We start from the raw sequence: 13437 nt of genomic DNA, 5'->3' as shown, positions 1-13437 counted from the left end.
ATGCAGCAAGCAATGACACCAGAAGAAATCAAGCAACAAAAACCATACTTGGATTGGAGCTTGACGGAACACGAATACGATTATATTTGTGACCATCTTTTACACCGGTTACCAAACTTCACTGAAACGGGACTTTTCTCCGCCATGTGGAGTGAACATTGTTCCTACAAGAAATCCAAGCCAGTCTTACGTCAATTCCCGAACAAGAATGACCGCGTTTTGCAAGGGCCCGGCGAAGGAGCGGGAGTTGTTGATATTGATGACGGTCAAGCGGTTGTTTTTAAAGCTGAAAGTCATAACCACCCCTCAACGGTTGAACCATATCAAGGAGCGGCCACGGGGGTTGGAGGGATCTTACGGGATATCTTTAGCATGGGGGCTCGTCCCATCGCTTCCCTTGATTCCTTGCATTTTGGTGAATTAGATCAGGTTTCTAACCAAATGAAATTAACTGGAGTCGTTAAGGGAATCGGTGACTACGGAAACTGTATGGGAATCCCTACTGTAGCTGGGGAAACCACCTTTGATCCTTGCTATTCTGGGAATGTCTTAGTCAATGCCATGAGCGTTGGTTTGATGGATCAAAAAGACATTCAAGCCGGCGTGGCTGCCGGGGTTGGCAATGCGGTGATGTACGTCGGTGCCAAGACGGGACGTGATGGAATTCACGGGGCCACCTTTGCTTCGGCAGAATTTAGCGATGAGAATGCGACCCAACGCTCGGCGGTTCAAGTCGGGGATCCCTTTATGGAAAAGCTTTTGATGGAAGCTTGTTTGGAATTGATTCAACAGCATGCCGATTGGTTAATCGGGATTCAAGACATGGGAGCCGCCGGAATCGTATCTTCGAGTGCCGAAATGGTTTCCGAAGGTGAGAGTGGGGTCGAATTAAACCTCGACCTAGTTCCCCAACGTGAACCCAACATGTCAGCTTATGAAATCATGCTGAGTGAATCCCAAGAACGGATGTTACTGTGTGTTAAACAAGGTCACGAAGAAGATGTTAAGCAAATCTTTGACTTTTATGATTTAGAAGCCGTCGTGATTGGGCGGATTACGGAAGGTCATGACTATGTCCTTTATCACGATGGCGAAAAAGTGTGCGATATTCCAGTTTCGACTTTGACTGATGATGTCTTAGAAGAACCAAGTGAAGAAGCTAAGCCCCAACGGATCGCCGCTGCGGAACAAGCTCCTGCTTGGCAACCAGTAATTGATGATCCGGCAGCTACTTTAAAGGACCTGTTAGGTCAAACGACCATTGCTGACAAGTCATCACTCTATCAACAATACGATTCCCAAGTACGGACATCAACGGTCGTCGGCCCCGGAAGTGATGCGAGAGTGATCCGCGTTCGTGGGACAAAGAAGGGACTTGCCATGACCACCGATGGGAACGGCCGGTTTGTCTACTTAAGCCCTAAGGTGGGTGGCCAGATTGCCCTCGTCGAAGCGGCCGCTAATGTCATTGCTAGTGGCGCACAACCATTAGCCATTACCGACTGTTTAAATTACGGAAACCCTAACGATCCAGAAATTTTCTGGGAATTACATCAATCGACGGCGGGGATGGCAGAAGCTTGCCGGGTTTTTGATACCCCAGTCATTTCCGGGAACGTTTCTTTATATAATGAAAATAACGGCAAAGCTATCCATCCAACTCCAATGGTAGGGATGGTTGGATTGATTAAGGATCTAGACCATGTTATTCCGATGCAAGCCCAACAAGCTGGCGATTTGGTTTACTTATTAGGCCAAACCGGTGATGATTATGCCGGATCTGAATTACAAAAGATGCTCCAAGGTGATATTGACGGGGTATTGAATGATTTTGATCTTAAAGAGAGTCATCAAATGATGATGAATTTATTAGCTGCCATGCAAGCTGGGCATGTTGCAAGTGCCCATGACCTCAGTGAGGGGGGACTTGGTGTGGCCTTAAGTGAAGCTTTATTTGACACTGATTTGGGCTTTGAACTTAACTTAACGCACTTAACGAATGCGCAACTCTTTAGTGAAACCCCAGGTCGCTTCATCGTAACCGTATCGCCAGACCAGCAAGATGCTTTTGAAGACGCTTTAGGTGATGATGCCCAATTAGTGGGTGAAGTCACTAATACGCACTGGTTAGATACGCGCACAGCTGACGGCGATATGAATGTTTCCGTGGCTGATTTGCAGACTACTTGGAAGGAGGCCATTCCATGCCTGCTGAAATCAAAGGACTAAATGAAGAGTGTGGGGTTTTCGGTGTTTTTGGTGCCGACCACGCTAGTCAGCTAACCTACATGGGTTTGCACGCCCTGCAACACCGGGGCCAAGAAGGGGCCGGAATTGTTACTTCTAATCACGAACGCCTTTTCCAACACCGGGACCGGGGCTTATTATCCAAGGTTTTTGCCGATCCAGCGGAATTGGATCTCCTTCAAGGGGATCGGGCGATTGGCCATGTTCGCTATGGGACGGCTGGTCGTAATTCCGTTGAAAATGTGCAACCCTTTTTGTTCCGCTTTCATGACGGGGACACGGCTTTAGCTCACAATGGTAATTTGGTGAATGCTGTTAGTCTGAAACGAGAACTGGAAGATGAAGGCGCTGTTTTTCAATCGGATTCCGATACAGAAATTTTGATTCATTTGATCCGGCACTACATTAAAGAAGATGGCTTTATTCCAGCTCTAAAGAAGAGTTTGAATCGGGTTAAGGGCGGCTTTGCCTTTCTCTTATTACAAAAAGATCGCTTAATCGCTGCCTTGGATCCCAATGGTTTTCGGCCACTATGTATTGGCCAAATGGATAACGGCGCCTATGTCATTACTAGTGAAACCTGTGCATTGGACATTGTCGGCGCCAAATTTATCCGAGATGTTCAACCAGGTGAATTGCTGGTCATTGATCAAGATGGCTTGCATGAGGATCACTACACGGAAGATACCCAGCTCGCCGTTTGTTCCATGGAATATATCTATTTTGCGCGTCCTGATTCGATCATTCATGGCGTAACGGTTCATACGGCGCGTAAACGAATGGGGAAGTTATTAGCCCAAGAGCACCCAATTGATGGTGACATTGTCATTGGGGTTCCGAATTCATCACTCTCGGCAGCCTCCGGTTATGCCGAGGAAATTGGCTTACCCTATGAAATGGGCTTGGTCAAGAGTCAGTATGTTGCGCGTACCTTTATTCAGCCTACCCAGGAACTCCGTGAACGGAGTGTACAGATGAAATTAGCTGCGGTACGTGGGGTGGTAGAAGGCAAGCGGGTGATCGTGGTGGATGACTCGATTGTCCGCGGTACGACTTCCAAACAACTGATTCAAATGCTACGGCGAGTGGGAGCCAAAGAAGTTCATATGGTAATTGCTTCGCCGCCGTTTAAGTTCCCTTGTTTTTATGGAATTGACGTTTCGACCCGAGCCGAATTAATGGCGGCGCATTATTCGGTCGAAGAAATGTGTCAAATCATTGGGGCCGATTCTCTGAACTTTCTCAGCGTGCCGGGCTTAATTAAAGCGATTGATATGCCTGATGCAGGCGATGCGCCCTATGGTGGTTTGACGGTTGCTTACTTTAATGGTGATTATCCAACCCCTTTGTATGATTACGAAGAAGGTTATCGTAAATCTTTGAGTGAACAAGAACGAAAGGAATTAATCTGATGAATCGTTATCAAGAGGCCGGGGTCGACGTAAATGCCGGTTACGAATTAGTAGATCGGATTAAACAAGATGTCAAAAGTACGAATCGGCCCGGGGTCATGGGTGGAATCGGCGCTTTTGGTGGTTTATTTGATTTGGGGTCCTTGAAGGTTCAACACCCCATTTTGGTGTCTGGAACGGATGGTGTTGGGACCAAGTTGTTAATCGCCCAAGAGATGGACAAGCATGACACGATTGGGATTGATGTGGTTGCAATGTGTGTCAATGATGTCCTCGCTCAGGGGGCCGAACCACTATACTTCCTTGATTATATTGCGACCGGTCATAATGATCCGAAAAAAATGGCCGCCATTGTCAGCGGCGTGGCTGAAGGTTGTCGGCAAGCCGGTGCGGCTCTAATTGGTGGTGAAACGGCCGAGATGCCGGATATGTATTCCTTTGAAGAATATGACTTAGCAGGGACTGTTACCGGTGTGGTTGATAAAGATGATTTATTAACGAGTGATAATCCCGTTGCTGGTGATATTCTGATTGGACTGGCTTCTAGTGGAATTCATTCAAATGGTTTCTCCCTAGTTCGCCAAATCTTATTTAAGGATCATCAAGTCGCTTTAAGTGATCAACCCGCAACCTTAGCGGGGCAAAGTGTTGGGGAAGCCATTTTACAACCAACGCGAATTTATGTGCCTTTCGTGTTGCCATTGATTAAACAACACCTCATCACCGGGGTCAGTCATATTACCGGGGGTGGTTTAGTTGAAAATCTGCCACGGATGTTTGGCGATGACTTGCAGGCTGTCGTTGATTCCAGTACTTGGCCTCAATTACCGGTCTTTAACTACTTACGAGAATTAGGAGAACTGCCATTACACGATTGTTTCGAAACCTTTAATATGGGAATTGGAATGGTCTTGGCAGTGCATCCGGATCAAGTAACGATGGTCCAAAATCAGTTGCGCACCCTCGATGAGGAATCATACATTATTGGAGAATTGAAGGCACGACCTGAAGACGAGGCCAAGATTGTCATTAAGTGAGGTAAGAGATGCGAGTAGCAATATTTGCGTCAGGTAATGGGACGAATTTTGAAGTGCTGGCTAAGCAATTTCAAGATCAGACGATTCCTGGCGACTTAGTCTTAATGTTTTGTGATCATCCGGATGCCAAAGTGGTTGAACGAGCTCATAGATTTAAGATACCAGTGGAAACCTTCACGGTTAAGGAATGCGGTGGCAAGCAAGCTTATGAAGAACGGATCTTAAAAGTCTTGCAAGACTACCAAATTGATTTTATTGCCTTAGCTGGTTATATGCGGGTAGTGGGACCAACAATTTTAGATCGTTATGATCATCGGATTGTTAACCTTCATCCAGCCTGGTTACCAGAATATCCAGGCTTACATTCGATTGAACGGGCCTTTGCGGATCATCGTGATCAGACGGGGGTAACGGTTCATTATATCGATGCCGGACTCGATTCGGGGCCAATTATTGCCCAACGGCATGTACCGATTTTGGCTGATGACACCCTTGATAGTTTGGAAAGTCGGGTCCATGAGGTTGAACATCAGTTATATCCACAGGTTTTAAAAGCAGTGTTAACAGATTTAACAAAAAAGGAGCAAGGATAAGATGAAACGGGCTTTAGTAAGTGTCTCAGATAAGACCAATTTAGTTCCCTTTGTCCAAGGGTTAGTAGCTAATGGTTACGAAATTATCTCGACTGGAGGCACGAAGAAACAGTTAGATGATGCCGGAATTCCAACCATTGGGATTGAAGATGTAACCCATTTCCCAGAAATGCTCGATGGTCGGGTAAAGACTTTAAACCCTTATGTTCATGGTGGTTTACTCGCCCGGCGGGATCTACCAGAACACATGGCAACTTTAAAGGAACACCAAATTACCCCAATTGATCTAGTTTGTGTTAACTTGTATCCCTTTAAAGAAACCATCTCCAAACCAGGAGTTGAATTAGCGGATGCCATTGAAAACATTGATATTGGTGGCCCAAGTATGGTCCGTTCAGCTGCCAAAAATTACCAAAGTGTAACGATTGTGGTTGATCAAGCTGATTACGATCAAGTATTAACAGAGATTAAAAATGATGGGGATACAACCCTAGAAACGCGCTTTAAGTTAGCAGCAAAGGCTTTCCGTCATACGGCTGCCTATGATGCCTTGATTTCACAATACCTAACCGAACAAGTTGGCCTCGAAGATCCCGAAAAGTTAACTTTGACTTACGATCTTAAAGAAACGATGCGGTATGGTGAAAATAGTCACCAAAAGGCTTGGTTGTATGAGGATACCATGCCTAAGCAATTCTCCATTTTGGAAGCTAAGCAATTGCACGGGAAGCAACTTTCTTACAACAACATTAAGGATGCCGATGAGGCCCTCCGTTGTGTTCGGGAATTTGATGAACCAACGGTAGTCGCTATGAAACACATGAATCCATGTGGAATTGGGACAGCTGAAGAGCTTGAACTTGCTTGGGATCGAGCTTATGAAGCGGATCCAGTGTCCATCTTTGGGGGCGTAATTGCCGTCAACCGACCTGTTGATTTAGCCACGGCCGAAAAGATGCGGAAGATCTTCTTGGAAATTATCGTTGCCCCAAGTTTTGATGACGATGCTTATGAAGTCCTTGCTAAGAAGAAGAACATTCGCTTATTACAAGTCAACTTTGACGCTAAAGACGAAGCGATGGGACATGAAACTGTTTCGGTCATGGGTGGTTTGTTAGTCCAAGAACAAGATGTCTTGGCCGAAGAACCAACCGGATGGGAAGTCGTTACGAAGGCTAAGCCAACGGCTGAACAATTAAAGAGCATGGCCTTTGCTTGGAAGGCCGTTAAGCATGCCAAATCTAACGCCATTGTGGTCGCAAATAATGAACGGACCCTTGGGGTGGGTGAAGGTCAACCTAACCGGATTGATTCATTACGAATTGCCGTGGAACATGCTGGCGATGCTATTGATGATCGGACGGTCATGGCGAGCGACGCCTTCTTCCCATTCGATGATTGTGTGGCATATGCTGGTGAACATGGTATTAAAGCCATTGTGCAACCGGGTGGTTCGGTCCGTGATCAAGAATCAATTGATAAAGCAAATGAATTAGGAATTGCGATGGTCTTCTCTGGCGTTCGTCATTTCCGTCACTAAGAGGAGGTTGCTTGCTGATGGAACCAGTAAATGTATTAGTAATCGGCTCCGGTGGACGTGAATTTGCGATTGCCAAAAAATTAAAGCAAAGTAGTCACGTTGATCACGTTTTCTGTGCGCCAGGGAACGTGGGAATGCCAATGGTGGGGGTCGAGCCAGTTGCAATTGAAGAACTCGACTTTCCTGTTCTAATTGACTTTGCCAAAAGTCATCAAGTTGCCTGGACCTTTGTTGGCCCCGAAGACGCCTTGTGTGCCGGAGTGGTGGATGCCTTTCAGGCGGCCGGTTTGAAGATTTTTGGTCCTAACCAACGGGCGGCACAATTAGAAGGTTCTAAAGAATATGCTCTTGATTTTATGAACCAAGCCGGTGTGCCAACGGCGAAGCACCAGGCCTATGCAGATGTAGAGGCGGCCTTAGCCGGGATTAGTGAGTTTGGTTTTCCAGTGGTAATAAAGGATAATGGCTTAGCTGGTGGCAAAGGTGTTGTGATTGCCGAGGATCAAGCCACGGCGGAATTGACAATTCGGGAGATTTTGAAGACGCCAGGCAGTCGTTTAGTGCTGGAAGAATGTCTGATCGGTCCCGAATATTCTATGTTCGTGATGATTCAAGACGGTGAATATCGGATCCTACCGATGGCCCAAGACCATAAACGGGCCAACGATGGGGATAAAGGGCCGAATACCGGTGGAATGGGGGCTTATAGTCCACTCCCTCAACTGAGCGCTAAGGATCGGCAACGGATGGTCGATGAAGTGGTGGTTCCAACTGTTCAAGGACTGGTAGCTGGTGATTATCATTACCATGGGATCTTGTATATTGGCTTGATGTTAACGGCAGACGGTCCGAAAGTTATTGAATATAATGTCCGCTTAGGGGATCCTGAAACGCAAGTCATCTTGCCACGTTTAGCGACGGATTTATTTGATCTGGTCGATGCGTGTGTGAATGATCAAGCCATGCCAGAAGTAGAAGAAACTAATGATGCTGTCCTGGGGGTTGTGTTAGCCTCAGCTGGATACCCAGTTAATCCGGTGCATGGTCAAGCGATCGGACCATTTCCTAAGCAAGCCGGAATTGAAATCGATTTTGCTAATGTAGGCGGTAGCCTAGACCAATTAGTTGGGACTGGTGGGCGCTTGCTGATGGTGATTAGTAAATCGGCCACGCTAGAAGAAGCCCAACATCAGGTATATCAATATTTAGGGCAACTTGATGAACCAGAATGCTTCTATCGTCGAGACATTGGTGATAAGGCGTTGGAAATTTAGATGAAGAATGGTAAAGACAATTCAGCCTTTGTAAGGGCACTTTGAAATTAATTCATAGTGGTTAAAAGTCGGAGAAGTATGTAGTATCAAAACTATCAAATTGAAATTTTTGTAACCATTAAGTTACAAAAGTAATAAAACTGATTTATGAAAAAATTATAAATAAGTTAATATATATATGGAAGCTAGTTTTTACTATCTCTTATTCCATACTATTTCTTCCCAAATTTTAGTAGATTATTACGCTTCCGAGGTGATGCCTGATTATGACAAGGTATCACCTTTTTTGTGTGCGTTATAAATCAAGTGATAAAATTTTGATTGGATGTTCACAAATTTAACTCAATTCTAAATAGAACATAATTTAAAAAAATATATATAAATATGATTTTTTGAAGGCTTAAATGAGGAAATATTGCTACTATTAGGTTGATATAGTCATTTATATAAGGTACATTATGTATATAGGGTATGTTATTTGAGTGTCTATTTAAAAATAATTACCTTAAAATCTTTAAGGGTGGTGAATGCAAGAAATGTGAATTCTTGTGCAATGTTTGAAATTTTGTAATTCATACTTTTTCGAATGCACAGTGAATTTATATTATTTTTTTGGAACTTGGTTAAAGAATTAGGGTACTATTTTGGAAGTAAAAGGTAAAAAATTTAAAAAAATTAGAAAAGAGCAAGGATTAACTCAAATTCAGGTTGCTGAAGGAATTTGCCAGCAGTCAACTGTAAGTTTATTAGAAAACGAGAACAAATTGCCAAGCCTTGACGTTCTAGAACTACTTACGAGTAGGTTAGGAATTTCTGTTGAGACCATATTGGTTAATGACAAATATGACGATAATTATGTTTCTCAGTTAATCTCATTGATGCTCAAGTGTGATGCTTCAGCTATAGAGAAGAAACTTTCTCAGGTAAAGATTAATGGTGAAAGTACACGCGATAATATTGTTCAACATTTTTTCGGTGGTTTTGTGCATCTTTATAGGAAAGAGTACGAAGACGCAATTTTTTGCTTTGGATTAACAATTGCCCAGATGGCATCAGTTGAGGGTTACCGTGACTATTTGTCAGCTACCTACTATGGAATGTCGATAGCATACAAGATGAAGCGAGATTATGCTAAAGCGAAAGAAATGATTAATCTTGCACTGGAAAAAGTTCAAGAACTTTCCTCTATTGATGATAAGGAGGAAGAATCGTTACTATTTGCTGTAGCACTTTCAAGTGAACTCTATCAAATTAACATTGAAAGTTCATTAGACAGTTAACTTAATAGTTACTTTAGATTTTCTAATTTTTGAATATATTTAAATCATACTTATTTATAAGGAGTATTTTATGGTTTCTAGAAAAAATACACAATTATATGACAAGAAAAATGATAATAAACAGCGTTGGGGACTCCGAAAGCTAAGCTTCGGGGTTGCTTCAGTGTTGCTTGGGACGTCTTTTGTTTTATTTAATGGAACGATTGCACATGCTGATACAACGACTGATAACAGCCCTGTAGTTGCTGCTACTAGTAATTCATCATCATCTGCAAGTGTTAGCACAGCTGACAGTGAGGCAACGGTTACGACAACTAGTACTGTTCCAACCGACACAACAGTTGCTACGAGTGGCTCAAGCACCTCTTTAAGCTCTGCAGTTGATAATGCTAAGAGTGCCGGTGTAAATGTTAACGAAACAGCTGCCTCACAATATTCTGGTACATCAGCTACGTCAGAGGCGGTTGCGGATTATGCGAGTCAAGCTGCTGCAATTGATACTACCGTTGCGGATTATCAAGACGCAATGACCAAGTATCAGGGTGAACAAGAGACTTATCAAGAAAAGTTAGAACAATACAACACCGCTAAATCTGCATACGATGAATATCAAAAAGAAGTTGCTGCTGGATCAGGCGCAGGAATGGTTGATCAGGCTAATAATTTGATCATGACTTCCGAACCTAATGCAACAGTATCTATTTCTGGTGTAACCAATTATGTTACACCAGATGCTGTAAAGCGTCCTTGGGATTGGCGGCAGTGAAAAAGCAATTATAGATCAGTATGATCCGTCTGCTCTTACAAGTAGCGATTTAACAAGTACTGACCCATACACCAATCAACAAGATCATGTATTGTTGATGAAGGTTGGTGATGAAATCACTGTTACTTATGATAATTTAAGTAACACAGCATACAACCAAGATGATGGTACAACTAAGAAGATTGCTAAGATCGTTTATACATATAAACTGGAGAGCTCTTCTAATAATGATGAAACTGCTTTAGTTACCATTAGTCGGGACCCTACTGTTACAATTACTGTCGGGTCGAATACCGAGACTAGTAATCCAATTTCCATGGATATGGGAATTAAATTCTACTATGAAGATGGAAGCCAAGTTGACTTTAGCGATGGTAAAGCGATTGTAAGTTTATCATCATTAAATCATTGGAATGGGACCCAATATCTTCCAGATGAAAAGCCACAAGCTATTACATTACAAGCTAATGATGCTGATGGTAATGCCGTACAAGTTCAGTGGGAACCATATTCGGGTGATGAAGGTCCGACTCAAACAGATGGTCGTGTGAATGTCGTAAGTGAAAGTTTACAAGATCTTTTTGCTGGAAAAAATGTTACTTTATCTGATTCTAACCCAGCTAAATTAGTTATTGATGGAACTGCGACTGATGATACATCATATGTTGCAAAGGATGCTAATGGCAATCAATATGATACAACTGGTCAGACGATTGGTAAGTATACTTTAACTAATGGGACTATTAGTTATACTCCATCCTTTAAGTATGATCAATCTGACCACGTTGAAAAGGTTTCAATCGGGAATAATACATTCATTTACCTACCAGGATCTTCAATTACGAATCAGAATGGAACCGTATATTCTGTAAATAGTAATGAATATGTAGCGCAAGGGGCAAAATTTAATGCTGAAAGTACAGGTAGTGAGGCTGCTGGTACTTATATTCAAGGGTGGGATTATCCACAATCAAAGACAGCATATTACGGATCGGGTGCATTAATTCTTACTGATGGTAATATTCAATTTAGTGTAAGTGGTAACCAAATTGGCCAGAATAATAATACGGTCATGTGGTTTGCTATGAATGCGACTATTAATACGCCAAAAGATCCAGGAGAGGCCCCAACTGCCCCGGTTGCTCCGACTACACCTACTGTAGAATGGCATGAAAATCAGGTTGTACAAACACAACAAGTCACGGTTACTAACGCTTCGCGAACGATTAATTATACATACGAAAACGGACCTTATGCTGGCGAACAAGCGGCTGATAGTGTTGTTAATAATGCAACTTTTGCTACAGTAACTGATTCAGCTACTGGTCAATCAACTGTTTATGTACTTGATGGTGATAAATCTCAATATGATGTTAATGATGAAGTTAAGAACACTTCTGACATTGTCACAGCATTAACTAATTTAGGATTTAAGCAAGCTGATACGACGCAGTTTAATCAAGTTGATTCTCCTACGATTGCAGGATATACCGCTGATAAAACTTCGGTTGAATCTTCGACGGTGAATAAAGATTATGGTGATCAGACAATAGATGTTAAGTACACCATTGATACGCAAAAGGCCACAATCAATATCATTGACGAAACTGACAATGATAAGGTTCTTAACACCTACAATGAAACTGGTGAAGCCGGGACGGCAATCGACTTCAACACGGCCGATGCTCAATTGAAGGACTACTTGGCTAACGGTTACGCCTTGTCAACAGATAAGACGAGTGATGCCACAGCAAATGGTTTCACGGCAGCAGATTACGACGCTGATAGCGATCAAGACCAAGTCTTCAATGTATACCTGGTACACACCTACACTAACCATGACAGTGACAACCCAGGTAATGGTTATACCGCCGATGACTTTAACAAGACCGTAACGCGGACGATTAACTACACTTATGGCAATGGGCCAAAGCAAGGTGAAACGGCAGCACCAACGGTAACGCAAGACGTTGACTTTACCCGGAACATTGTGACAGATAATGTCACAGGACAAGAAGTCCAAAGCGGTGGTGGTTACACGACGACTGACTGGCACGTAAGTGGCAATACTGATAAGTGGGCACAAGTAGACTTTCCAGCAATTGCAAGTTACACGCCAAGCCTAACGAGTGTTGAAGAAGTAACGCCGACGGCGTCAACTGACAACAGCACGGTTAACGTGGTTTACACGATTGGTGAACAAAAGGCCACAATCAATATCATTGACGAAACTGACAATGATAAGGTTCTTAACACCTACAATGAAACTGGTGAAGCCGGGACGGCAATCGACTTCAACACGGCCGATGCTCAATTGAAGGACTACTTGGCTAACGGTTACGCCTTGTCAACAGATAAGACGAGTGATGCCACAGCAAATGGTTTCGCGGCAGCAGATTACGACACTGATAGCGATCAAGACCAAGTTTTCAATGTATACCTGGTACACACCTACACTAACATTACGCCAAATAACCCTCAGACTCCTGGTAATCCAATTAATCCGGATAATCCTAATGGTCCTAAGTGGCCTACTGGTACAGATGAAAATGGTTTGAAGAAAGAAGTCAGTCAAACTATTAAGTACCAATACTCTGATGGTTCAAAGGCTGCTAATGATAATGTTCAATCAGTTACCTTCACTAAGAATGTGGTAGTTGACAATGTAACTGGTCAAATCGTTGATTCTGGAGTTATTAATGGTGAGACCGTTAATACGACATCATTTACTCCGGCAAGTGGTCAATTTGTTGATGTAACTTCGCCTTCGATTACTGGATATACTCCAAACAAATCAGTTGTTGAGGGATCAACGGTTACACCATCGAGTTCAAGTACAACGGTTGTTGTCACATATGATGCAAATCCAACACCTGAACCAACACCTGAACCAACACCAAAAAATGATGATAAGATCACTAAGACGATTACTGATTACCAGGATCATACAGTAACTACTAGCTGGCAAGATCAAGATACTATTAGTAATACTAATACCAAGTCTGAAAGCACTAAGTTACCACAAACTGGTAATGATGAAAATAACGAACTTACCTCACTAGGTATTGTTGGTGCATCTGTAATTGGACTACTAGGTTTATCAGTCATTGGGAAGAAGAAAAAAAGAAATTAATTAAATATTAATTTCAATATTCACGGCTACTAGTTTTGTAGTTTCCCATCCATTGGACGGTGAAAGTAAAGGAGAGTTACAGTTTTGGTAACTCTCCTTTATTCGTGTTTTAAAAATGAATAAGAGATGAAAGGATAGATCAATGGGGATCTCTA

9 protein-coding genes are annotated in these 13437 nt (G+C 42.9%); all 9 read left to right on the top strand.

Translation table 11 applies throughout. The features are described 5' to 3' along the window. On the top strand, window positions 1-2229 hold the full coding sequence (gene purL, locus PS3_RS06395) for a phosphoribosylformylglycinamidine synthase subunit PurL (RefSeq protein ID WP_007122408.1): 2229 nt from the start codon (window positions 1-3) through the stop codon (window positions 2227-2229). Continuing rightward, on the top strand, window positions 2205-3659 hold the full coding sequence (purF, locus tag PS3_RS06390) for an amidophosphoribosyltransferase (protein WP_007122407.1): 1455 nt from the start codon (window positions 2205-2207) through the stop codon (window positions 3657-3659). The genes purL and purF overlap by 25 nt, the downstream gene beginning before the upstream one ends. Further along, window positions 3659-4696, top strand: a complete 1038-nt coding sequence (purM, locus tag PS3_RS06385) for a phosphoribosylformylglycinamidine cyclo-ligase (protein ID WP_007122406.1) — start codon at window positions 3659-3661, stop codon at window positions 4694-4696. The genes purF and purM overlap by 1 nt, the downstream gene beginning before the upstream one ends. 8 nt (window positions 4697-4704) lie before the next feature. Beyond that, on the top strand, window positions 4705-5289 hold the full coding sequence (gene purN, locus PS3_RS06380) for a phosphoribosylglycinamide formyltransferase (protein ID WP_040468442.1): 585 nt from the start codon (window positions 4705-4707) through the stop codon (window positions 5287-5289). Between the two features lies 1 nt (window position 5290). Then, the gene (gene purH, locus PS3_RS06375) at window positions 5291-6829 is read left to right on the top strand and encodes a bifunctional phosphoribosylaminoimidazolecarboxamide formyltransferase/IMP cyclohydrolase (protein WP_007122405.1); all 1539 of its coding nucleotides are present in this window, start codon (window positions 5291-5293) and stop codon (window positions 6827-6829) included. Window positions 6830-6843: 14 nt separating this feature from the next. Beyond that, window positions 6844-8103, top strand: coding sequence for a phosphoribosylamine--glycine ligase (purD, locus tag PS3_RS06370; protein WP_040468452.1), 1260 nt, complete (start codon window positions 6844-6846; stop codon window positions 8101-8103). A gap of 644 nt (window positions 8104-8747) precedes the next feature. Then, window positions 8748-9383, top strand: a complete 636-nt coding sequence (locus PS3_RS06365) for a helix-turn-helix domain-containing protein (protein ID WP_040468440.1) — start codon at window positions 8748-8750, stop codon at window positions 9381-9383. A 70-nt stretch (window positions 9384-9453) separates the two neighbouring features. After that, window positions 9454-10149 (top strand): YSIRK-type signal peptide-containing protein, encoded by a 696-nt coding sequence (locus PS3_RS09920; RefSeq protein WP_050950877.1) that lies wholly within the window; start codon window positions 9454-9456, stop codon window positions 10147-10149. After that, the gene (locus tag PS3_RS09915) at window positions 10136-13282 is read left to right on the top strand and encodes a mucin-binding protein (protein WP_328285565.1); all 3147 of its coding nucleotides are present in this window, start codon (window positions 10136-10138) and stop codon (window positions 13280-13282) included. The genes PS3_RS09920 and PS3_RS09915 overlap by 14 nt, the downstream gene beginning before the upstream one ends. The last annotated feature ends 155 nt before the right edge of the window (window positions 13283-13437 follow it).

The sequence above is a fragment of the Limosilactobacillus gastricus PS3 genome, from assembly GCF_000247775.1.
Lineage (GTDB): Bacteria > Bacillota > Bacilli > Lactobacillales > Lactobacillaceae > Limosilactobacillus > Limosilactobacillus gastricus_A.
Note: the sequence above shows the minus strand (reverse complement) of the source record. Positions and strands in the feature narration are given on the sequence as shown.

Bases quoted from the DNA above. Each gene is read 5' to 3' on its own strand.
- PS3_RS09920 (WP_050950877.1), top strand. From the start codon at position 9,454: ATGGTTTCTAGAAAAAATACACAATTATATGACAAGAAAAATGATAAT.
- purH (WP_007122405.1), top strand. From the start codon at position 5,291: ATGAAACGGGCTTTAGTAAGTGTCTCAGATAAGACCAATTTAGTTCCC.
- purN (WP_040468442.1), top strand. From the start codon at position 4,705: ATGCGAGTAGCAATATTTGCGTCAGGTAATGGGACGAATTTTGAAGTG.
- purM (WP_007122406.1), top strand. From the start codon at position 3,659: ATGAATCGTTATCAAGAGGCCGGGGTCGACGTAAATGCCGGTTACGAA.
- purL (WP_007122408.1), top strand. From the start codon at position 1: ATGCAGCAAGCAATGACACCAGAAGAAATCAAGCAACAAAAACCATAC.
- purF (WP_007122407.1), top strand. From the start codon at position 2,205: ATGCCTGCTGAAATCAAAGGACTAAATGAAGAGTGTGGGGTTTTCGGT.